19 protein-coding genes, 1 tRNA gene and 1 other RNA gene are annotated in these 22,498 nt (G+C 46.5%); 4 read left to right on the top strand and 17 right to left on the bottom strand.

The features are described from left to right. Positions 1-182: 182 nt before the first annotated feature. Complete coding sequence (ppsA, locus tag H1S01_RS13095) at positions 183-2,795, bottom strand: phosphoenolpyruvate synthase (RefSeq protein WP_188040900.1); 2,613 nt, start codon at positions 2,793-2,795, stop codon at positions 183-185. Between the two features lie 598 nt (positions 2,796-3,393). Continuing rightward, positions 3,394-3,491, bottom strand: a tRNA-Sec gene (locus tag H1S01_RS13090). Positions 3,492-3,683: 192 nt separating this feature from the next. Here H1S01_RS13090 and H1S01_RS13085 point away from each other — a divergent pair. Beyond that, on the top strand, positions 3,684-4,010 hold the full coding sequence (locus H1S01_RS13085) for a hypothetical protein (protein WP_188040899.1): 327 nt from the start codon (positions 3,684-3,686) through the stop codon (positions 4,008-4,010). 71 nt (positions 4,011-4,081) lie between these two features. Here the strand turns inward: H1S01_RS13085 and H1S01_RS13080 are convergent, their stop codons facing one another. After that, on the bottom strand, positions 4,082-4,432 hold the full coding sequence (locus H1S01_RS13080) for a four-helix bundle copper-binding protein (protein ID WP_188040898.1): 351 nt from the start codon (positions 4,430-4,432) through the stop codon (positions 4,082-4,084). Positions 4,433-4,571: 139 nt separating this feature from the next. On the opposite strand from H1S01_RS13080, the gene ssrS reads away from it, so the two are divergent. Then, positions 4,572-4,750: non-coding RNA, 6S RNA (gene ssrS, locus H1S01_RS13075), on the top strand. A 104-nt stretch (positions 4,751-4,854) separates the two neighbouring features. Here the strand turns inward: ssrS and spoIIR are convergent. The 4 genes from spoIIR to H1S01_RS13055 all read right to left on the bottom strand — a co-directional run bounded on the left by spoIIR (position 4,855) and on the right by H1S01_RS13055 (position 10,070). Then, complete coding sequence (gene spoIIR, locus H1S01_RS13070) at positions 4,855-5,478, bottom strand: stage II sporulation protein R (RefSeq protein ID WP_188040897.1); 624 nt, start codon at positions 5,476-5,478, stop codon at positions 4,855-4,857. A gap of 86 nt (positions 5,479-5,564) precedes the next feature. Further along, entirely contained in the window at positions 5,565-6,728 is a 1,164-nt protein-coding gene (locus tag H1S01_RS13065) for an ABC transporter substrate-binding protein (protein WP_188040896.1), read from the bottom strand. A gap of 117 nt (positions 6,729-6,845) precedes the next feature. Further along, positions 6,846-8,810: a selenocysteine-specific translation elongation factor gene (selB, locus tag H1S01_RS13060; RefSeq protein WP_188040895.1), complete on the bottom strand. Its 1,965-nt coding sequence runs from the start codon at positions 8,808-8,810 to the stop codon at positions 6,846-6,848. Between the two features lie 120 nt (positions 8,811-8,930). Then, complete coding sequence (locus H1S01_RS13055) at positions 8,931-10,070, bottom strand: YkvI family membrane protein (RefSeq protein ID WP_188040894.1); 1,140 nt, start codon at positions 10,068-10,070, stop codon at positions 8,931-8,933. Positions 10,071-10,159: 89 nt separating this feature from the next. Between H1S01_RS13055 and yyaC the strand changes: the two genes are divergently transcribed. Next, entirely contained in the window at positions 10,160-10,822 is a 663-nt protein-coding gene (gene yyaC, locus H1S01_RS13050) for a spore protease YyaC (RefSeq protein WP_188040893.1), read from the top strand. 28 nt (positions 10,823-10,850) lie between these two features. On the opposite strand, the gene H1S01_RS13045 is transcribed toward yyaC, so the two are convergent. From H1S01_RS13045 to H1S01_RS13035, 3 genes are read right to left on the bottom strand one after another with little or no spacing between them, the layout of a single operon-like run. Then, entirely contained in the window at positions 10,851-11,285 is a 435-nt protein-coding gene (locus H1S01_RS13045) for a bactofilin family protein (RefSeq protein ID WP_188040892.1), read from the bottom strand. 16 nt (positions 11,286-11,301) lie between these two features. Beyond that, the gene (locus H1S01_RS13040; protein ID WP_188040891.1) at positions 11,302-12,378 is read right to left on the bottom strand and encodes a M23 family metallopeptidase; all 1,077 of its coding nucleotides are present in this window, start codon (positions 12,376-12,378) and stop codon (positions 11,302-11,304) included. Positions 12,379-12,430: 52 nt separating this feature from the next. Continuing rightward, the gene (locus H1S01_RS13035) at positions 12,431-12,928 is read right to left on the bottom strand and encodes a DUF4446 family protein (RefSeq protein ID WP_188040890.1); all 498 of its coding nucleotides are present in this window, start codon (positions 12,926-12,928) and stop codon (positions 12,431-12,433) included. A gap of 150 nt (positions 12,929-13,078) precedes the next feature. Here H1S01_RS13035 and larE point away from each other — a divergent pair, with 150 nt between their 5' ends. Next, positions 13,079-13,984, top strand: a complete 906-nt coding sequence (larE, locus tag H1S01_RS13030; protein ID WP_188040889.1) for an ATP-dependent sacrificial sulfur transferase LarE — start codon at positions 13,079-13,081, stop codon at positions 13,982-13,984. Between the two features lie 154 nt (positions 13,985-14,138). Here larE and H1S01_RS13025 read toward each other — a convergent pair whose 3' ends face one another. The 7 genes from H1S01_RS13025 to mnmG form a co-directional block, all read right to left on the bottom strand. Further along, positions 14,139-15,242 carry an alanine racemase gene (locus H1S01_RS13025; RefSeq protein ID WP_188040888.1) on the bottom strand — a complete coding sequence of 368 codons (1,104 nt, stop codon included), beginning with the start codon at positions 15,240-15,242 and terminating at the stop codon, positions 14,139-14,141. Positions 15,243-15,268: 26 nt separating this feature from the next. Then, positions 15,269-15,952, bottom strand: a complete 684-nt coding sequence (locus H1S01_RS13020) for a DUF554 domain-containing protein (protein ID WP_188040887.1) — start codon at positions 15,950-15,952, stop codon at positions 15,269-15,271. 6 nt (positions 15,953-15,958) lie between these two features. Then, a complete protein-coding gene (locus H1S01_RS13015) occupies positions 15,959-17,104 on the bottom strand; it encodes an aminotransferase class V-fold PLP-dependent enzyme (RefSeq protein WP_188040886.1) in 1,146 nt (381 codons plus the stop codon). 527 nt (positions 17,105-17,631) lie between these two features. After that, the gene (locus H1S01_RS13010; protein ID WP_188040885.1) at positions 17,632-18,750 is read right to left on the bottom strand and encodes a ParB/RepB/Spo0J family partition protein; all 1,119 of its coding nucleotides are present in this window, start codon (positions 18,748-18,750) and stop codon (positions 17,632-17,634) included. After that, entirely contained in the window at positions 18,743-19,504 is a 762-nt protein-coding gene (locus tag H1S01_RS13005; RefSeq protein WP_188040884.1) for a ParA family protein, read from the bottom strand. Before H1S01_RS13005 ends, H1S01_RS13010 begins: the two co-directional genes overlap by 8 nt. Positions 19,505-19,801: 297 nt before the next feature. Next, positions 19,802-20,581 (bottom strand): 16S rRNA (guanine(527)-N(7))-methyltransferase RsmG, encoded by a 780-nt coding sequence (gene rsmG, locus H1S01_RS13000; protein ID WP_188040883.1) that lies wholly within the window; start codon positions 20,579-20,581, stop codon positions 19,802-19,804. Further along, complete coding sequence (gene mnmG, locus H1S01_RS12995; protein ID WP_279287004.1) at positions 20,578-22,488, bottom strand: tRNA uridine-5-carboxymethylaminomethyl(34) synthesis enzyme MnmG; 1,911 nt, start codon at positions 22,486-22,488, stop codon at positions 20,578-20,580. Before mnmG ends, rsmG begins: the two co-directional genes overlap by 4 nt. Positions 22,489-22,498: the final 10 nt, after the last annotated feature.

The following is a 22,498-nucleotide window of genomic DNA, read 5'->3' as shown; positions in this document are numbered from 1 at the left end:
TATTTGTTAAATCGATAATAACACGCGATTTATCGTTTTACAATAAATTATTATTGTCTTTGATTAATTTGTTATTGTTACTACGGCACCCTTCTAATTGGAAGCAAAAAAAAACTCTTCCACCGCTATCGGTAAAGAGTTTCGTCGCAAACGTATGCTGACACCGTTTGCGTTTTCAGCGATTACAAGATTTCGATGTACCCCTCTGTTCCATGCACGCGAATTCGTTGCCCGTCTTTGATCAGCTTGGTGGCATTTTCTACTCCGACAACGGCCGGTAAGCCATATTCACGTGCGATAACGGCTCCATGAGTCATCAATCCACCAACTTCGGTGACCAGACCTTTTATGGATACAAACAATGGAGTCCAGCTAGGGTCAGTAAAGGCGGTGACTAATATATCTCCATCTTCTAAATTAGCATCTTCCATGTTTAAGATGACACGTGCTCGTCCCTCGATAACTCCGGAAGAAACAGGTAGGCCTGCAATAGCATCGGCGGGGAGATTTTCTCGTTTGTACTTACCCGCAATGATTTCACCATCAGACGTGATCACACGCGGGGGAGTTAGTTTTTCATAAAATTTGTACTCGTCTTTTCGTTTGTTGATGATCTGGTAATCCAGTTTTTTTGTGCGTACGACTTCGCGAAGTTCTTGCAGAGTGAGATAGTATATATCTTCTTTTTCCAGAATAACGTTGGCTTGTACGAGTTGTTCGGCTTCTTTCAGTAAAGCCTGCTTATACAGGGCGTAGCGACTAACCATGCCGTATTTCGGATATTCACGATAACCGATGAAATTCCGGATTAGATCGATCTTTCGTTTTGTTTCTTTGGCTTTTTCGTCACCATCCGGTAATTGCTTCAATCTCTCTAATAACTCTTGTTCTTTTTGCAAAGCTTCCTGTCGCCCTTGCTCAAATTTCCGATGGGCTGCATTCGGCTCAAAGTTTTTGATGTTATTGAGAATCATGGGAACAAGAGCAGATGGTTTTTCACTCCAACGACTATTAGTAATATCGATTTCCCCAGAACATCGCATCCCGTATTTGCCGAGATAAGCGTAGATGGCGTCTTGGGTTTCCTTCCCACCATTAAGCTTAACCAGTTCATCCAAAAAGTTGTCATCTTTTACACGTTGTAAATAATCGATTACTTCCGGATAAGGGCGAATCACATCTGCCACATCCAATAACTCCAGACCCATTTCCGAAGTAATATTGTTGGGTACAGATTGAGAAAGGGTGTCTGCTGCGTTTTTTTCACCTAGCCACTCATCCATTTTTTCATTAATCCACAATGATGCGTTTATGGCAGACATAAATACAGCTGAACTTTGTGGGTCAAATAAAATCTTCTTTAATTCCTGGATATCCTCTAGAATAAAATCAAATAAATCTGTTCCTGATTTCCTTTGGATGTTTTGTTTTAGCTCTTCTATGGAGGCTTGACTTTTACTGATCAAATCAAAAACGATTGACGGATTGTTTTCGATTTGTGCTTGAGGATCTGCAGGCGGGTTAACCTTATCGCTATTACCAGAACTTCGCTCTTTCTTATCATTTGGTAAACATTTTATAAAATCTCGCTCTATTATGGTCATCATTGCGTCTTTTGTGAGCGGTTCGAGTTGTCTCATGTTATTTAATAACGTTTTTCTGCCGTCTGGAGAAGCCAGCATTTGTGCCACATCAACAAACAACCTTCCACCAGCCTTAAACCAGCGACCATAAGATATTAACTCCATTAAAGACATTCCCAATGGTTTCAAGGGGTTGGTCATCATTTGTTGATGGCCAACAGATAAATAGACATGGTTTTCTTGATCATTCGCTTCAGGGATGGGGTACAAAGTAGTGATTGACCGACTCTGGACAATATAAAATGTATCATCGACCAAACACCACTCGATATCTTGGGGGTACCCGAAATAAGCTTCGATCTGTCTTCCTATGCGTGCGAGTTGTAAAATTTGCTGGTCAGTCAGAGTTTGAATCGTTTGCTGTTCAGAATGGATAGGCTGTGTCTCTGTTCCGCCTGCTTTTCGTCCATAGATAGCCAATTTTTTGGTTGCTATCATCTTATCGACGATTTCCTCTTCCCGTACTTTATAACAATCGGCAGATACTAACCCAGAGACCAGTGCCTCACCAAGTCCGAAACTGGCATCAATGGATAGCAACTTCCGGTTAAAAGTAACCGGATCAGCGGTAAATAAAATCCCTGAAGCCCGTGGGAAAACCATCCTTTGAACGATAACGGATAAATAAACTTGGCGGTGATCAAATCTATTCTGCATTCGGTAGATCACCGCACGATCCGTAAATAGGGAAGCCCAACATTTGCGGATATGCTGTAAGATCGCATCTTTTCCGATGATATTTAAATAGGTGTCATGCTGACCGGCAAAAGAGGCATGGGGTAAATCTTCAGCCGTCGCACTAGAACGCACTGCATAAGCATCTTCGTCGCCAAGCTGGGAGAGATGGTGAGCAACTGCGTTCACAACATCGGAAGGAATCTCCACTTCCATAATGATTTGTCGAATCTTCCTGCTGATATCTCCAATTTGATTTCGATCCTCTACGTTTAGCCGTGTTAGTTGATTCAACAATGCTTGAAACGTTTCATTGTTTTCGATGGCCTTTTTATATCCCACTGTTGTAACACAAAATCCTTCTGGAACTTGTATTCCTTGAATTTTTGATAGTTCCCCTAAATTTAATCCTTTTCCGCCAACGAGCAAAAGCTGTGTTTTTTCCACTTCCTGAAAACCGAGAACCAATGAACTCATTCTATATCTCTCCTAACTATTGCATCTCAAACCTAAACATGTAAATTAAACCCATATAAAACACAAATAATGGTAGGCATTGCGGTAGATACTACTGTTTGATCCTGAAAGAAAAGACCATGGAAGCAAGACCGTACAAGAACGTTGCGAGTGCTCACCGCTTGCTTTACTTGTAATATGATTTGAAGTTAGTTTACCGGATTTTTAACATATTTATCCACTATATTTGGCGATCACTTAATCCACTTATTGCGAGTTATAATAATGCATATAATCGCTAGACAAATGAATGCTCGGTATAAAACACCATCTACAGAAAACACGTCGAAGTACATCTCTTAACCGTATACGCATAATTCCTTCCAACGGGTCTTATTAAAGTTCTATTGCATTTTAGCAGTAGTAAATGAGAATAAATAGTCTATATTGACCATCTTTTATTTGTTATAATTAAAATAGGGCGAGTTAACGTTTAATTCAAAGTAAAAACGTATACCCTTCGTAATAAAACCATAGTTTTGCATTTCCAAAATAAAAAGCATAGTTTTGCTGTCTCGCAAAACTATGCTTCAAGTGACATTGCTATTCGTTTTTTTAATGGCGGGAGTGCGTAGGAATCGAACCTACCGCGCCCGGGTTAGCCGCGCGCCAACCGGGTTTGAAGCCCGTGAAGCCCACCAGGACCCATTCACTCCCATGTACAAAATATCGCTTCTGTCGAGTAAATAAAATGGGGCTAATCGCCTTGGAAATGAGATACTGTAACTTATCTGTTGCTCTATGATAGCATTAATTGTCGAAAAAATAAATATTCCTGTTCTTCACGACGATGACGGTGACTTCATCATCTCTCGACTTTTTGTCTATTCTCGTATAAAGGGGATTATCATGGAGAAAACGCTAGCCGAACTTAAACAGAAGTACTTAGATGATCAGGTAAAATTCGATTCGGGCAGCGGAAAAGATATTGAGTGGATTAACGTAGGAGATGCTTTTTTTCACGATTTCCAGATGAAATCCAAAGTGGAATACGAAAAAGCCCTCTCTGAAGCTAAGAATTCTTTACTCAACACCAAAGAGAGGGTGGTACAACTGGCCCGATCTCTCGTTCACCAAGCTGTTATGGAAGACCGTGCATTGCTTTTTAACGAGTTATCCCAGATTGTTCACCACCTTGACGTTTTAGAAGCGGACCTTAACGAAGCTGAAATGTAAGAGACTCGCCTTTTTTAAGCGAGTCCTTACATGCTCTGTGCCGGATGAATAACTCTCTTTTTGCTTCCCTGTTATCTACCCATCGCAAAGGCTTCGCATTCTCTCGCACAATGGAAGCAAATCCGGGCGCACTCTTGCGATTCCCGGTCGGGGAATCGAGAACATTCCTTCCCACAGGCTTCACAGATGCAAGCGCAAACATGAGCCAACTGCCGGGCAAAGGGACTCCGACGAGCGACGAATTTCGCTGTGAGCCCGCAAATATCGGCGCAGTCTCGGAGAAGCAACAGTTGCCGGGAGCGCTGACGTATGTCATGGAGACAGGCCACATGGGTAACCATGTGTTCGCAGGTAGCTTCACAGTTTTGGATTGTTTCGAGTAACCGGGAATGATGGCCCTGGTGGCCCATGGGATCGTACATTCAGATTCCTCCCTGTCTAGTTTACGAAATATGCATATTCTCTAATGAGAAGAATTGAAACTTGTCCTTATTTCCAAAAACGCCCTAGTGACATTTTTCACTGCTTTAGGTACAATACATCTTGTCGGTGAGACACCGGCGGTACCTGCTGGGTACGTTGCCGATTAATGTTTTCAATCTATAAGTTTTATTTAGGGAACCAAGATCGCTTACGGCTGTCAGGCCCGCTACGACGGGAAGACAAATGGGAGTGACAAGGTGCCCACGTGCGAGAGCATGGTTGGAAAACGTGTCGGTGACGGCCTTCGTGGGCCCTACATAGGTATAAGAACAACCTGTAATTTTGGGTAAAAGGAAACCTCCAAGCGATAGTGCTTGGAGGTTTTTTGCTCTATTAAGAGAGTGCATTTACTTTTCCTGTGTTATTGCGTTTTTTCCTGTATCCAGTCCCAAAGCTTTGAGCGTATTTCAACCTTCGCCATCTCTGGTTGACCTTCATTTACGGTTCCATTCTCAACCGTAGCTACAGGGACTGTTACCTGAGCGCCCGTTCGATCACTTAAACACAGGGGCGGGTAGAGTACACACCACCAGTTGGCTCCTTTGCCTTCGCCGATAACGACACGCAGGGCTTCGTATTCACCAGCCGGGGCGACTAGATGGCCGTAGACCTTTTTAGGGAACTGAAACCGGCCTACTTGCGGTGCCACGCTATAACTATAGCCTTCCTGTTGAACTCGCTCCTCTGCTTTCTTCTGGATTTCATCCAAATGCTCAAGGACCACTTCCCGGGATTCTTCAACGGAGTGGCAACCGGCGAGTAGCGGGTCCACATAGGCGAGGATTTCGTCGCGAACTTTTAACTTCAAAGCTTGGTCTGCCGGATCGTCCGATGGAGCGATCACATGCAACCGAAGCAGGGGTAAGGGTGAAGTCGTGCGGGCCTCCAAGTGCGGCAGGTAGAAGGCCACTCCACCCAGCAGGATGATGAGTAAGGTGGAAAGGGTCAGGACCTGGAAGGCAGGAGAAACGCGGTTGCGGAACAAGATGTTCTCCTCCTTAAGGCGTTTTCCCTTACAGGAGGTATTCTTGCCTACGTCAACCGCCCTTTAAACATGACGATTCGGATTATTTACTGGTTGGGAGGAATCACGTCGACCAGGCGAAGTTCTGAACTAAACTCCATAATCGCCATAGGTCGCATAGCATGGCGATCCCCATCGATTCGCATCCGTCCACCGGCGACAGGCCAACTGGAAATAGCCATCTGTTGCATTAATTTCGACGGATCTTTTTGGACAATCGGCGTAGAAAGTGCATTGATCAGACCGCGTGTCGCTTCATAAGCCCACAGAGCCATCGGCTGAGGCGATTCGTTATATCGCTTTTGATAGACTTGGATAAATTCATCGGCTTGTCCCGTGGGGATAAAGTTCGGCGTCGTATAATACAACCGCCAGGAGTCTCCTGTCTTTTCTTTGTTGGCCAGTTCTTTGGCGACTGACTCGAGTCCGTCACCGCCGATGATCGGCGTCTCAATTCCTTTTTGCCGGGCCTGCTGTAAGAAGGCCCTCGCTTCTTTGGCGTAGCCGGGCAAATAGATTAGGTCCGCTTTTTCTTTTTGGATTTCCGTTAGGATCGCGCTGAAATCTTGTTGTCCTCGTTTGTAGCTAACTTCTTTAACCATTTTAGCACCTTGTTCCTCGCAGGTCTTTTGAAAAGCCTGAGCAAGAGACTGAGCATAGGCGCTTTTTTCTTCGGTCACCAGGAGGACTTGCCGATAGCCGCTTTTGACGACATACTGTGCAGCCGCAGTTCCTTGTTGTTCATCATTGTAGGTTCCCTGTACGACCTTTTCCCCCAAGGTAGGGATAGACGGGCTGGTCGATAGGCTAACGAGCGGAACCTTGAGACCGGTCTTGATCAGCGCTTCTGCTTTGGACGGAGTGATGGGCCCGAGAACGGCAACGGCGGCATTTTTTTGTACCTGTTCTGGTATTCCAGACAATCCGGTCGTGTCATTGGCGTCTACGGTGGTGATTTCAAAACGGCGACCATTTGTCCCTATTTGGTTTGCCTCTTCGACAGCCATCTTGACCCCTTTCATGGCTGCCTGGCCCCAAGGTGCTACCGGCCCGGTAAGTTCCACGGCCACTTCGATCATAATCGGGGGGCCGTCCAGCTTTCCCGGTGCCATCACAGAGACGGCTTTCATCCAACTGACGTAGAAGAGCCCGGGTATGAGAAACATTAGTCCAAATACGGTAATCAAGGTACGTTTTGTGATAAAAATCAAAGACAACCCTCCTCTCTCTATTGAAGAGGGTATGTAAAGACCACCAATGCTATGACCATTTTTCCAATTGTTACCTAAATTTATTTCAGACGAAAGAACCATCTGATCGGCAAGCATTCAGGTCTTTGGCATGAACCCTACCCGTTTATCCCCTACTCGCCGAGTCACTCGTTCCCGATCCAACCACTCCAATAAGGGAACGATGTACTTACGGGAACTCCCGGTCAGGTCTCGCACGTCGGCTACCGTTAATTCTCCTTTAGTCTTAAGTCCCATCTTGACTGTATCGATAAAGTCTTGATTGGCTTGTCTATGAAAAAGCAATTCGTCTGTAATTTTTTTAATTCTTCCTGTGTCCGTTAGATAATTTAGATATTCCTCCAATTCAGAGTGAGGACGATGCTCCCCCTCGACCCATTCCTTCGTCAACTCGCTCAGAGTAGGTGGTTGCAGGCCGGAAGAAACAAACTGTTGTTCTAAAGTATTTAGTCGCCGAGCCGTTTCTCCCTGCGGTACCGGAACGTATCCAGAATACGCTAAAAGGTTTCCTTGAAGAGTAATCCTCCCTTTTTCCTGGAGGGTCGCCAGAAGTGCACTATAGACCTTTTGGCCCCACAGGGGCGTCAGTCGCCCTTTAAGGTCTTCTTTCGGTAGGCCTAAACGAAGGGGGTATTTTTGATGAAAATGCCCCAGTTCCTTTTCGATGGCTTTTACGAGTCCATCATATCTTGTCGCCGCGAGAAGATATGGCTCACTGTCACCCTTAAGAAGGGCAATATCCAAGGATAGTTCTGAGGATTGAATTTCCTTGATGATGGATTCGATTTCTGCTCTCGTTACATCGAGCACTTTGACGGCCTCACTCAAGGAAAGGGGAATCCCTGTTTGGTTGAGATGTTGGGTCAATCGTTCAACAGGACTCCCCATTTCTTTTGTCGCGAGAGCTTGCAAGACATCTTGACGATGTTTTTTTAGTTTTATCGCTGTTGACTCGATGATTTGCCCACCGCCTACAGTTAGAGCCGGAGAATAGGTGCGAATGACGAAGCGATCTCCCTTTACGGTGACTATAGGCTCTTCCAATAGGATTTGCGCGTAGGCTTCTTCTCCCGGCACCAGCTCTTCCCGATCGAGCAAGGAGATACGTCCTAGTGTTTCTCGAGTTCCACTGTGAAAGCGTATCCGTTCCCGTTCTTTGAGGGGCTTGTCCCTTCCCGGCAATGTTTTTAGTCGTACACTTACTCGATAAGACGGTGTGAATAACCCAGGCTTAGCCAGCACATCGCCTCGGACCACTTGGCTTACTTCAACGCCGGAAAGATTGACCGCCACCCGCTGCCCGGCTAGGGCAGCGTCCACTTTTTTTCCGTGCACTTGTAGACCTCGCACACGTACCGGCCAGTCAGCAGGCATGACGGAAAGTGTATCGCCGACGCTGATGACGCCGGAAGCCAAGGTGCCGGTCACGACTGTTCCAAAGCCGGAGACCGTAAAAATCCGGTCAATGGGGAGTCGAGCTGCACCGGCAAGTGGACGTCGAGGGAGATGACTAGATTTATCGACGATACATTGTTTTAGTTCAGGCAATCCAATTCCTGTTGTCGATGAAACGGTGATGATCGGTGCCTGGGACAGGCTGGTTCCTTCTAAGAATTCTTTGACTTCTTCAACCATCAGTTCGAGCCATTCGTCGTCCACCAGATCAGCCTTTGTCAATACGACCATTCCCCGAGGCACCTGTAGCAGTTCAATAATATCGAGATGCTCTCGCGTCTGGGGCATGACCCCTTCATCGGCGGCGATGACGAGCATTACCAGGTCCATCCCGGAGACCCCGGCCAGCATTTGTTTGATGAAACGTTCATGGCCAGGGACGTCGACAAAGCCAGCGCGCAGTCCATTCGGAAGGACAAAGGGGGCAAATCCAAGTTCAATGGAGATACCCCGTTCTTTTTCTTCTTTCAGTCGATCTGTATCTACACCGGTTAACGCTTTTACCAATTGGGTTTTTCCATGATCGACATGGCCGGCCGTACCGATGATGATGTGGTGTTCTTCATGAGTTACCCTGTTCTTCGCCACGATAGGGCCCCCTCGTATCTCTGCTGACGATATATCTATTTTCTAATCTTTTCGCGCTTTTGGGAAGCCCGGTTCGATGGGACCGCACATTGCATAGGATATAGCGTCTTCAATTTGGTATTAAATGGAAATATCTTTGGTGCGAGTATGAAATAACTCTCTCAGTGCCACCCAGGCGATCGCAATGATCAGGGGAAGTCCCACATATCCGAAAAAAGGATACAACGTGGCCACTAGTTCGGAAAAAGGCAGCAAGGCGAAGGGAGCCACGACGATGATGGAAAACAATAAACTTTTTCGATAATGCGGCCCTTTTTCCATTTTTGAGAGCCGCAAGGCAGCTCCAAAGGCACTGCCAAGAGCAGCTGTAAACATGGCCAGCCAGAGCAAAAAGGCGTATATCTCACCTGTCCAAGGGTGCAGGGCACCCGCTAAAAACAACATGGGCACTGGGTAGCCTTCGATGGCAGGCACATAATGTAGCATGGCCAAGGTTAAGACATAAGCGAAAAATCCCAGCGAAAGCCCGCCCACGGCTGCGCCTAAATATCCTCCGCGATGACGAACTTGAGGCGCGAGAGCCACTAAGACGACGAGAGACATGGTGAGATTAAAGGAAACATATAAAAAAGCGCTCAGCGCTGGCGATGACGGCAAGAGTCCGCCTCCACTTACCTCCGTCGCTTCAATAGGATTATGCAAACTAGACATCGCCGGAATCGCTTCTGTTCCATGGAACGATGCGAAGGAACCCGTGTCTATCGGCGGCATCCAAACTACGACAGCTGTGGCCACCGCTAGGCAGATGACTGATTTCAAAGGTACAAGGATGGTATTGACCCAGACTAAAGACTTTAAACCCCACCAAAGACAAGCGGTAACAAGGACCGCCGTTCCAGTCACTCCGATCCAAGAGGGCCAACCCCATTGCTGCTCTACCAGGGCTCCTGTACCGGATAGCATGACCATGATACCGACAAATAAAGATGAGGCGATGACCACATCCATGACTCGCCCTAACCGACATCCAAAGATGAGGTTGATCAGGTCCTGGTATTGGGCCACCCCTTTTTGGCGGCAGACGTAAATGATTGCAGGCCCCAGCAGGCCAAAGAGAACACCAGCTAAGACGACGGAACCCGCACCGGCGGGACCATAACGGACAAAAAATTGCATAATCTCTTGTCCGGAGGCAAATCCGGCGCCCAATACAGCCCCAACATAAACAGACGCTACCTGAACCTGCCAGAGGAATCCCATTTTTCTTCCCCCATTCCATAGGAGTGATGGTTTAATTTCCCTTTCGCAGGGGCATGATGATAATAAAACTGGATGAAAGGAGTATCGTCATGGCCAATAGACGAGAATGGCAACACCTGCTGGCAGGAGAAAAACATTATTTTACCGGGTCTGATCGGCGGTGCGCCTATGAGATCGGTGAGGCCTTGGCCGAACTCTTTCTCTATTTAGATCCGAGCCTCAGTCGTCCACGGGTCATCGTCTGCATTGGAACCGATCGCTCCACAGGCGATTGTCTCGGTCCGCTTGTCGGTACTCAGTTGAAACCCCTGGCTTCGGCTTATTATCATATTTACGGGACCTTGGATGATCCCATTCACGCCACTAATCTAGTCGAACGAAAAAAAGCGATCGAAGAAGCTCATCCCGATGCATTGGTTATTGCTGTTGATGCTTCGCTCGGTCGGGTCGATCAAGTCGGTCAAGTCACCTTATCTCTCGGTGGGTTGCGCCCCGGTGCAGGCGTAAAAAAAGACCTCCCTGTAATCGGAGATCTTCATATCACCGGCATCGTCAATGTCGGCGGTTTTATGGAATTTATGGTCTTACAAAACACGCGCCTATCGGCAGTCGTCAGACTGGCTGATCACATCAGCCGAGGAATATTGTTCGGCTATTATCAAGCAACCCGCCGGCAGCCGGTCACGTCACTCACCTATAACGCATCCGCTCCGGCTGCCGATTACTTGTGGCTCGGACCGAACTGGCCCTAATAGTTCGGCAAAAGAAAAAGGCGGGTGGTTACCGCGCCCCTTCCACCTGCAAGCCTTCTACCTGCCTTTCTTCTACATCATTGGCATCTTCAGCGATGGCAGCATGACTCCGTTCGGTTCGAGAACTGCCATGAAACACAGCTCCTTCGTCGATCACTAAACTGGCCGCTTGCAGGTCGCCGTATAGACGCCCCGTCGACGCGATTTCTAATCGACCACTAGCATCGACGTTGCCCCGTAGGGTCCCCGCGATGATCACATTACGGCCCTCAATGGCGGCTTCGACCTTACCCGTCTCACCGATGACGATATCGCCTTTCCCCAGGATTTCTCCATTTAGTTGACCGTCAATTCGAACACTGCCCATGGCCTTCAAGGTACCCGTGAACAGAGATTCTTTTCCGATGACGGTGTCTACACGTTCGATCGTTGTCATGGTTGATTCTTTTTTACGCCCAAACATCAAATCGCGCCTCCGTTTAGTGAATCAGATACGTTTCTGGATTTTGGAGTTGCCCGTCTTTTTTGACCATGAAATGCAAATGGGGTCCAGTGCTCCGTCCGCTGTTGCCGACTTTACCGACTTGATCCCCACGTTCCACCGTATCATTTACTTTCACAGTGATTGCGGATAGATGACAGTACGCAGTTGTGAATCCGTAGCCGTGGTCAACTTCCACAACGTTCCCCAAGCCCGGTTTCGAACCCGTAAAAACGACTTTTCCTTTGGCGGCGGAACGGACTGGCGTACCGTAGTCCGCAGCCAAATCAAGTCCGGTATGAAATTCTTTATTCACCCCAAAGGGTGATTTTCTTGCTCCAAAAGGTGATGTGATCTCGCCTCGTACAGGATAGGTGGACGGAACAGCCGCGAGGTAATTGAGCCGTTCCCCCACTTCTTTGTCCAATTGTTGCAAGTCATTTGCTTTTTGATCTAGTTCCTCATAGTATTCATGCAGTAAAACAGATAGGTTTTCTACATCATCTAATTCAAACGCTTCTTGATTCATCGACATCGCTACGGGAACTGTCCCTCCAGAACGGGAGGGCATGACAAAGGCATGCAGATTATTTTTTTCGTCTCCCGGTTCAACCAAGCTGGAATCCTCAATGACTTCCGAATCTTTGGCCGGTGGAGCAATCGCTTTTTCTTCTTCACCGTCGATTCCGACCATTCGGCGTATCTGCTTGTCCAATTGCTTAATCTTAGTCAAGCGATCTTGGACGGTCACCGTGAATTGTTGCAGTTCTTCAATTTTTTGAGCCTGTTCTTCATTGACGCTGCGAAGTCTGTGCAGTTCTGACAGCTGGGTCAATGTATAGACGGACAATATCAACAACAGGACTACAAATGCACCTGCAATGATACCGCCGATCAGCATCTGTCGTGCCCGTTCGGGGGATAAGTTGATACTGAAAGACTTTTCGCCGGTGCCTGGGACAAACATAATCGTCATGGGCTTCTGGCGTTTCCGGCGCGGCGAATCATCTTTGGATATGGAAATCACCCCCCAGGTATAAATATCCATAAACATGATGATTCGACATCGCCTCAACTTTTCCTGCTGCCACAGTAAAATTCCGGAAAATCGATGTTGATTTTTTGTCTTATTTGTTTATTGCTTTCGCCAGGGCTTCTTCTTCCTCTTTGGTCAACAGATATGTTGATTTCCCCTTTTGAATCGGCTTGGCATACACTTGGGATAGTTCACGACCATAAAGACTGCTGATCACCACACCGTTATAGTGGTTGTTTAACAGGGCCACGGAGAAACTTTGATCGGAACCCACATTTTCAAAAGCGTTGAAACGAACAATCCCGATATGGCGAACCATTTCTTCGCTATCTGTTTCGAGTTTGGTCACTGCCGTCTCCAGTTGAGTTAGACGCTGGGAAGCATCCATATTGACACGCTGGTTCTCCAGCAAAAGTTCTTCCAGATTGCGTCCTTCTTGGCCCTTCATCAAATCGCCGTACATCGCAGTGATTTTGCGAAAGCGCTGATATATAAAGATAAGCAGTACCGTACTAATCAAGGTCAATCCCAGGCTGGTGACGACGAGTCCATTGATATTCTCTGTAATCCATGGTAAGTATACTGGCAAGTGTCCTCCCCCTTTCATCCGACTAGTTTAATTCCACATGTTTAGCTCATTTCCTTTGTATTTCGACAAGTTCTCTTGCTAACAAGTCTTATTATGTCACTCGGAAAACAAGCTTAAATCCGCTATAATCGAAACGAAAGGGGGCATTAAATGAAACTCCATCGTCATGCTGACTTACCAGACATTCAAACCGAATCCCTTCTCAAGTATTCCCAACTGCGAGAACTTCTACTCCAAATTCCATCCGCTTTGTTAGCTTTCTCTGGAGGAGTGGACAGCACTTTTTTATTGGCGGCGTGGCACGATACGTGGGTGAAGTCACAGCTTAATGAATCCAACATTCCTAAACCAGACAACTCTCCCTTGTCTATTACACCCCGGATGCTTGCTTGTACCGTGGACTCACCACTTCTTCCAGTAGGAACTCTCGATCTGACAGTTAGTTTAGTCCGGCAGATCGGAGCAGAATATCGAGTCGTAAATATGGATCCGCTGTCTTCTACTCTAGTGTCTTCTAACCCCCCGGAGCGCTGTTATCATTGTAAGAAAATGATTTTTCAGTCTCTAAAGGAATTGGCCAGCGCGGAAGGACTGCCGTTAGTACTAAATGGTGAGCAAGTGGATGATCATCTCGATTTCAGGCCCGGTCATCGTGCACTGAAAGAGTTGGGGATTCGTAGTCCACTGGCGGAAGTAGGTATGGGTAAAAGACATGTCCGTTGCTTGTCCCAAATGATGGGTCTACCGACATGGGATCATCCCAGTATGGCTTGCTTGGCCTCTCGGATTCCCTATGGTACTCCTTTGGACCCTAAAAAATTACTCCAAGTGGATGAAGCGGAAAGATATTTGCGTACCCTTGGTTATGACAACATTCGTGTACGCCATCATGGGGAAATCGCACGAATTGAAGCTGGTGATTCAATGGAAAAATTCTTGAATGCTGCTCAGACTTCTTTGATGGTGTCTAAGTTGAAATCGCTTGGTTTTCGCTATGTGACGATTGATTTAGAGGGATATCGAACAGGAAGCTTGAATCCTGTTACGGATAAATAAGATTCATTGCTTCGGTTATATAAAAAAACGGCGATCTGAAATAATAACTCAGATCGCCGTTTTGTTTTTTAAATTTAATTTTGGATGTAAACTTAAATTTACTTTTAAATGTTCATTCTTTATTTTTATTATTTTTCATCATTTTTTATTTATTTTATTGACTGCATCCCCTGGCATCGACGGTCCAAATATCGATCGAAGTTCCTTGCGCGTCGACAAGAATGACTCGGTCGGCTAAATTGACAACGGGGCAGGCGTGATTCGGGATAATCGTCATTTGAGTTCCCACTGAAACTTGCGGAGCTGTTGAATCGATACGTTCCAAAACTCCATGCTCTTCCGAAAGCCTTGATAGTTTCCAACCGGCAATGGAAGGGATCCCGTAACCGATATCGGCATGGTTCCCGTGTGCACCTTGATCGAGCGCCAGTACTTTTGCACCAGCATCTATAATACAGCGGTTTTCATTCGGTCGCGAGACAACCGTCGTTACGACCTGTAAGGCGCACCGTTCCTTCGGCACTACACCGAGCCGTACTTGTGTTGCATCGTTAAAGACATAGTTACCCGGTCGGACCTCAGTGACTCCTGGTGTCTGAAGGTTGAACTCCACTGTCGGTGTGGAACCCGTCGAGACTTCTGGAATTTTAATTCCCTCTGCCCTCATTGACTCGGCTATTTGCATTAGGATTTTTCCTTCATCTCGACCGATCTGTTCCCGTATAGAGGGAGAATTTGCTCCATAGGCATGACCAGAGTGGGTCAACAGTCCCAAAAACTCTATTTCTTCCGAAGCTGCGACACGTCGTACCAATTTGTTTAGCCTTTCTCCCGGTGGATAACCCACTCGTCCCAATCCACTGTCTACTTTGACATAAGCTCGAATCGGTTGACCACTTCGTCTGGCTTGTTCGGACCATGCTCGCAAGGATTCCGTTGAATCTATGATGGTGGAGAGTGCAGCTTGTTTCGATAAGGACCTATAGGTATTCCATTTATCTTCTCCCCAGAGGGGATAGGCGATGAGAATATCGTTGAAACCAGCTTGGATGAGCACTTGAGCTTCCGTCAATTTGGCTACAGTAAAACCTATAGCTCCCCATTCCGTTTGTATTTGGGCAATGGAGATCATTTTATGAGTTTTAAAGTGTGGTCTTAATTTTATGTTTCGTTTGCTACATTCCTCGGCCATACGACGAATGTTCTCGATCAACTGCGGTCGACTGATGGCCACATAAGGTGTTGTATGCGTATCCAACTGACCATCCCCTTTATGTAGCTAACTTACGCCGGCGGAAATAACCCGGCTGCGATTACTGCGACGATAATTCCCGGAAGTAGGTTTCCCACACGCAGTTTAGTTACTCCAAGTATGTTTGTGCCAATCCCGAGGATCAGAAGACCGCCTACGGCAGTCATCTCGGTAACCATCGCCGGTTTAAGCAATGGCTGAATATAGGAGGACAGGAGTGTAATAGCTCCCTGATATAAAAATACAGGGATAGATGAAATAGCTACCCCAATACCGAGTGTAGATCCCAGAATGATAGAAGTGATGCCGTCGAGAAGGGATTTAACAAACAAGATGGATGAGTCTCCTGTTAGACCGTCTTGGATCGATCCCATGATCGCCATAGCTCCGACACAATAGATAAGGCTGGCCGTTACAAAGGCCTTAGCTACATCTCCGTGGCCTGAACCTACTCTGCTCTCCAAGTATTTGCCGACTTTTTCTAATTGTGCCTCTATGTCGATAGTTTCCCCGGTGATCGCTCCTAGAACAAGGGAAGTGACAACGATTAAAGGGTTTTTCGTCTGCAATGCCATTTGAATCCCAATAAGTCCTACTGATAGGCCAATTCCTTGCATGATGGTGATTTTGTACTTTTCTGCAATAGCTTTCTGAAATAAAGTGCCCATGAGGGCACCTCCGATGACGGCAGCGGCATTTACGATTGTACCTATCATATGTTTTTATCTAGCTTCTTCCACCAGTGTTTTGATGGCAGCCAGAACATCCCTCACTTCTTCTTCGCTGTTAAAATAACCCGGACTTAAGCGCACAGTTCCCGTTTCAAGGGTCCCATTTTTTCGGTGTGCCACTGGTGCACAATGCAAGCCTGTTCGAACGGCGATTTGATAGACCTGATCTAATAAAAAACCCATCTCTGCAGCTTCCATCCCATCTACGTTAAAGGATATGACGGCTGCCCTTGGCTCTTTCACTGGAGGTCCATATACCTTAATTTTTTCTAAATCTCCTAAACCGTTCAGGATTAGTTCGGTAAGTTTCGATTCATGAGATTCAATCTTTTCCCGACCTGTTTGGGCGATAAACTCTAATCCCGCGGCTAATCCAGCGATTCCAGGTGTATTTGGGGTACCGCTTTCAAAACGATCGGGCAGAACATCCGGTTGAAATTCTGATTCGCTTTGACTACCGGTCCCACCGAATCGGAGGGGATCTACATCTATACCTTGGGCAATACATAATCCTCCCGTACCCTGAGGTCCGAGGAGTCCTTTATGACCTGGGAAAGCCAAGAGATCGATTCCCCATTCTTCCATATCAATCTGCTGCACACCGGCAGTCTGTGCAGCATCGACCATCACGCGCAAATCTAATTCCTTTGCTGTCTTAGACAGCGCTTTCAAGTCTTGTAATGCTCCAGTCACGTTCGAAGCATGGCTGAGAATAAGCGTTTTCGTATTCGCTTTTCGGCTTTGCCGCAATTCATCGGGGGAAATGCGCCCATACTCATCCCCGGGTAGATAGGTGACTTCCACCCCTTTGTCTTGCAAGTATCGCAAAGGTCGAGCGACTGCGTTATGCTCCAATTGAGACGTAATCACATGATCCCCCGGTTTTACTGTTCCGAGGATGGCCAAATTAAGAGCTTCTGTCGCGTTTATGGTGAAGATAACTCGGAGGGGATCGGATAAATGAAAAAGCCGGGCGATAGCTACACGCGCTTTGTATATCACCCGACCGGCATCAATAGCCATTTGGTGTCCTGCTCTCCCGGGGTTGGCGCCGATATTTTTTCCGACTCGCAACACTTCATCCCAAACATTGTCCGGTTTTGGCCAAGTTGTAGCCGCATTATCCATGTATATCAATAGTTTGTCATCCCCTTACACGCAAGAAATCTATAGATGTTCCACGTGGAACATTTTTATCTTCTACCTATTCGCATATCTTCAATCCAAGCACTTATCTCAGAGTGTTCCACGTGGAACATTTTTGACTCCTACCCATTCGTACATCTTCAATCCATGTGCTTATCTCGGAGTGTTCCACGTGGAACATTTTTGACTCCTACCCATTCGCACATCTTCAATCATGTGCTCATCTCGGAGTGTTCCACGTGGAACATTTTTGGCTCCTACCCATTCGCACATCTTCAATCATGTGCTCATCTCGGAGTGTTCCACGTGGAACATTTTTGGCTCCTACCCATTCGCACATCTTCAATCATGTGCTCATCTCGGAGTGTTCCACGTGGAACATTTTTGGCTCCTACCCATTCGCACATCTTCAATCATGTGCTCATCTCGGAGTGTTCCACGTGGAACATTTTTGGCTCCTACCCATTCGCACATCTTCAATCATGTGCTCATCTCGGAGTGTTCCACGTGGAACATTTTTAATTACTAATCTCTTGACCAATTAGGTTGTCATATAGGCGTTGCAGATCCTCGTCGTTATAATAATTGATTTCAATCACTCCCGTTGATCCATTCGAACGAATTCGAACCTGGGTTTGTAACCAAGAACGCAGTTTTTCCTCCATCGCGATCAATTCGGGGGATTTTTGTATTAAGGGAGTATTCATAGGATTTGTTTTTGAATTTACGTTACCATTAGTATTAGGGGTAGAATCTGAATTCAAGTTAATGTTAGAAATGGATGCCTCCGAAAAGGGTTTTGGATAAACAATAGAATCCGTTGGCAACCCACCCATAACGTTTGAGCTCGAATCTAAAACAGGAGGCACTATATTCGATACTGCATTTTGCGTTGAGGAATCCATATTTGCAGAGTTTTGAATCTGTACGTTCGTATTTACTTCATCTTGATCATGGGCATAAATCCGATTGCGTATCTCTTCTTCGGTTCGACGAACAGACCAGCCCTTTTCAATGATTTGTTCAGCTAGCTCTTTCTGTTCATCAAGTTTTTCAATACTCAAAATGACCTTACCATGGCCGGCTGTGAGTTTACCCTCAGCGATAAAAGAACGTATAGGTTCAGCTAGGTGAAGAAGGCGCAAGGTGTTAGCGATGTAAGATCGGCTTTTACCGAGGCGTTTGGCTAATTGATCCTGTGTTACATTGTACTCGTCCATCAGAGTACGGTATGCCGACGCTTCTTCGATGGGATTCAAATCTTGACGTTGTATATTTTCGATTAATGCGACTTCAGCTACAGTTTGTTCGTCCCACTCCTTAATAATTACGGGGACTTTTTCAATACCTGCTTGTCGGCAGGCACGCCAACGCCGTTCACCAACGATCAATTGATAACGATCTTTCCCAGTTTTTCGGACGACCATCGGTTGAATGACACCATGCTCTGAGATGGAACGGGCCAATTCATCCAATGATTCGCTGTCAAAATATTTTCTAGGTTGATTCTGATTTGGTACTATCTGCTCCAATTTAATTTCTATTATAGAACTTCCATCGTCAACAGTTTCGGCCATTGACGGAATCAAAGCTTCCAATCCCTTGCCAAGCCCACGACCTAAACCTTTTTTAGACACGCTGTAACACTTCCTTTGCCAGTTCACGGTACACTTCAGCGCCGCGGGATTTCGGATCATAGGCGATGATCGGTTGCCCATGACTGGGTGCCTCGCTCAACCGTACGTTACGCGGAATAATAGTACGAAATACTTCATCAGGGAAGTGATTTTTGACCTCATCGACGACTTGAATCGATAAGTTTGTCCGAGCATCAAACATCGTGAGCAAAACACCAAGGATACTCAAGTCATTATTGAGATGCTTTTGCACCAGTTTAATCGTACTCATCAATTGTCCCAAACCTTCCAGTGCATAATACTCACACTGGATCGGGATTAACATGTAATCAGCTGCAGTCAATGAATTTAGTGTCAGCAGGCCTAACGATGGCGGGCAGTCGATGACGATAAAATCGAAACGGGATCGAAGCGGATCGATGGCACGTTTTAATTTTACTTCTCTAGAGATCGCTGAGACTAACTCAATTTCTGCACCAGCCAATTGAATCGTCGCCGGGAGAATATGCAAATGCTCCCAATCACTTCGGACGATTACAGAATCGGCCGGAGCACCATTGATAAGCACATCATAAATACAATGACGAACACGAACTTTATCAATTCCTAAACCGCTTGAAGCATTTCCTTGCGGATCCATATCGACAAGTAAAATTTCCTTACCAGCTTCAGCGAGACAGGCGCTTAGGTTTACTGCAGTTGTTGTTTTAGCTACGCCGCCCTTTTGATTCGCAACAGCAATAATGTTTGCCAACGGATGCACCACCCTTACCCACGATTATAAAGAAACTCATTCCTATCATTTTCAACACGGTAAGAGTAAGTCCTGCTCAACTTAAACACCCTTTCCGACAGATTTCACAGTGATGAAAAGGTAAAAAAATGACCCCCTTTGAGAAATGTATAAAGGGGGTAAGAATGAATTTACCCCCCTTCCAAAGAGAATCACCTTCGTATGTTTTTTTTAGTCCCTTATAAAGGGAAATAAAAGGGGAACACCTATTCGTGTTCCACGTAGAACATTAAAGGGATATAAAACATTTGGAACCCCCTATATAAGGGGGTTCCGACTCGGTGTTCCTGCTTTGCGAGGATATGCTTTCGGTGTGCCCTTTGTTTTTCGCACGACGATAAGTGTACGTCCATCTTGAGAAATAGGCAATCTCATTTCTTTTACATGATCAATAACCCCACCCAATACAGATAATGCCTTTCGAGACTCCTCCACTTCAGCGGGACCGTCGGAACCTTTCAAAGCAATGAATAATCCTCCAACCTTAACCAATGGTAAACATAGCTCTAACAATAAGGGGAGTCGAGCCACTGCGCGGCTAAGGACAAGATTAAATTTTTCCCGTTGCTGAAGTTGTTGACCTATATCCTCTGCACGACCATGAAGAACTTCTACGTTTTTCAAGCCCTGTTCCATTACGATATCTGATAGAAAACGGCATCGTTTCTGTAAAGAGTCCATAAGAACGCAATTCCACTGAGGTCGTGCCATTGCGATAGGCAGTCCAGGGAAACCAGCACCCGTTCCTACGTCAGCGATTCGCAGCATACCATCTAGTTGAGGCAGTTGTAAGAGAAAGGGACTTAAGGAATCTACGAAGTGCTTCTCAGCTACACCAGCCGGATCTGTTATGGCTGTTAAGTTCATCTGCGCATTCGTTTGAACAAGTTTAATCGCATAAGCTGTATAGGTCTGTTCTAATGACGGTGTAAGTGGGAGATCCCAGAGGGCCATTCCTTGGCGAAGCTGTTCTTGAAATAGCGCTACTTGATCACTGTTCCAGTCAATCATTTTACTAGTGCTTTCCGGATCGGTCATTCACCGTTTCCTCCGTTATCCCGACGACGCCGTTGTTCCAGATAAACCAACAGTATAGAAATATCGGCAGGGTTTACTCCGGAGATGCGCGAAGCTTGTCCGAGTGATTCTGGACGACGAGCCATAAGTTTCTGTCTCGCTTCGGTAGAAAGTCCTCCGATCGATGCATAATCCAAATCAGGAGGTAACCGTCGGCTTTCCAACTTATTGAACCGTTCTACTTGCGCCTGCTGTTTGACCAGATACCCCTCAAACTTAGCCGATATCTCCACTTGCTCGGCTACCTCGGGGTCAACTGTTTCCGGAGCCTCATCATATTCCAATAAGGAATGAAGATCATCAAATGTCAGTTCTGGTCGGCGAAGCAGATCAAAAAGCGATAATCCTTTGGTCAAAGGAGAACTTTGCTTTTGTTCCAAGATTTCTTGTAGCCGTGCATTACCGGGTGTGACAAATGTTTTTGACCATAACTCTTTTTCTTGTCCCACCCGATCCATTTTACGTTGAAATCGTTCATAGCGGATATCATCGACCAAGCCGATCGTACGACCAATTTGGGTTAAACGTTGATCGGCATTATCCTGACGAAGCAACAACCGGTATTCTGCTCTTGAGGTGAGCATTCGGTAAGGTTCATTCGTACCCTTTGTGACCAGATCGTCGATCAGGACACCAATATAAGCATCGGAACGCTTGAGAATAAAAGGTTCTTTTCCTTGGGCCCGGCATGCCGCGTTGATTCCGGCAATGATCCCCTGAGCCGCCGCTTCTTCATACCCCGATGTGCCGTTAACTTGACCGGCCGTAAATAATCCTTGAATCGTCTGGTGTTCCAAAGAGAGTTTCAGTTGGGTAGGGACCACATAATCATACTCAATCGCATAACCGGGACGAATGATCTTCACGTTTTCCATTCCGATGATGGAGCGAAGCATAGCGAGTTGTATATCTTCGGGGAGACTCGTCGACATCCCTTGCACATACATCTCATGCGTATTGGCACCTTCCGGTTCCACAAAGACCTGATGACTTTTTTTATCGGCAAAGCGGACAACCTTATCTTCGATGGATGGACAATAACGAGGTCCAGTCCCTTCGATGACTCCAGCATAAAGCGGTGAACGATGCAGGTTATCCCGAATGATTTGATGGGTTTCTTCCGTCGTATACGTAAGCCAGCAGGAGATTTGCTTTCGCTCAATTCGAGGTGAGATAAAGGAAAAATTCAAAGGATCCTCGTCACCCGGTTGTTCCACCATCTTCGTGAAATCGACGGTTCGCCCGTCGACCCGTGCCGGCGTGCCTGTTTTAAACCGTCCCAGTTGAACACCGATGTCTCGCAAAGAAGCTGCCAGTTCAGTCGACGGAAAATAGCCGTTCGGACCACCGGGATAATGGAGATCACCGATGATGATCCGGCCTTTCAGATATGTACCTGACGTAATGACGACATTCGGCGCAGCAAAAAAAGCCCCCGTCTGTGTCAGTACACCTTGGACTTGGCCTTGCTCCACCCGTATCGATTCGACCATAGCTTGACGAACATCCAGGTTCTGTTGATGCTCAAGAACTTGAATCATATACTGTTGGTATTTCTTTTTATCAGCTTGTGCCCGCAGGGCATGGACAGCAGGTCCTTTCCCGGTATTGAGCATCCGTATTTGGATCGCTGTGGCGTCGATCGTCAAACCCATTTGACCGCCTAAGGCGTCAATCTCCCGGACCAAGTGACCTTTGGCCGGACCACCGATAGCTGGGTTACAAGGCATTAAGGCTACATTGTCCCAACTGATCGTTAAAATCAAGGTTTTACATCCCATTCGAGCCGCCGCCAAAGCGGCTTCACAGCCGGCATGACCTGCTCCGATAACAATCACATCATACTGACCGGCTAGGTACTCCAACATCGCTACACCC

Source organism: Heliobacterium chlorum, assembly GCF_014502795.1.
Lineage (GTDB): Bacteria > Bacillota > Desulfitobacteriia > Heliobacteriales > Heliobacteriaceae > Heliobacterium > Heliobacterium chlorum.
Note: the sequence above shows the minus strand (reverse complement) of the source record. Positions and strands in the feature narration are given on the sequence as shown.

Coding starts and splice junctions, on each gene's coding strand:
- rsmG (WP_188040883.1), bottom strand. CDS start 20,581: ATGACCGATCCGGAAAGCACTAGTAAAATGATTGACTGGAACAGTGAT.
- H1S01_RS13020 (WP_188040887.1), bottom strand. CDS start 15,952: ATGATAGGTACAATCGTAAATGCCGCTGCCGTCATCGGAGGTGCCCTC.
- larE (WP_188040889.1), top strand. CDS start 13,079: ATGAAACTCCATCGTCATGCTGACTTACCAGACATTCAAACCGAATCC.
- H1S01_RS13085 (WP_188040899.1), top strand. CDS start 3,684: ATGGAGAAAACGCTAGCCGAACTTAAACAGAAGTACTTAGATGATCAG.
- H1S01_RS13080 (WP_188040898.1), bottom strand. CDS start 4,432: ATGTACGATCCCATGGGCCACCAGGGCCATCATTCCCGGTTACTCGAA.
- H1S01_RS13045 (WP_188040892.1), bottom strand. CDS start 11,285: ATGTTTGGGCGTAAAAAAGAATCAACCATGACAACGATCGAACGTGTA.
- ppsA (WP_188040900.1), bottom strand. CDS start 2,795: ATGAGTTCATTGGTTCTCGGTTTTCAGGAAGTGGAAAAAACACAGCTT.
- H1S01_RS13055 (WP_188040894.1), bottom strand. CDS start 10,070: ATGGGATTCCTCTGGCAGGTTCAGGTAGCGTCTGTTTATGTTGGGGCT.
- yyaC (WP_188040893.1), top strand. CDS start 10,160: ATGGCCAATAGACGAGAATGGCAACACCTGCTGGCAGGAGAAAAACAT.
- mnmG (WP_279287004.1), bottom strand. CDS start 22,488: ATGTTGGAGTACCTAGCCGGTCAGTATGATGTGATTGTTATCGGAGCA.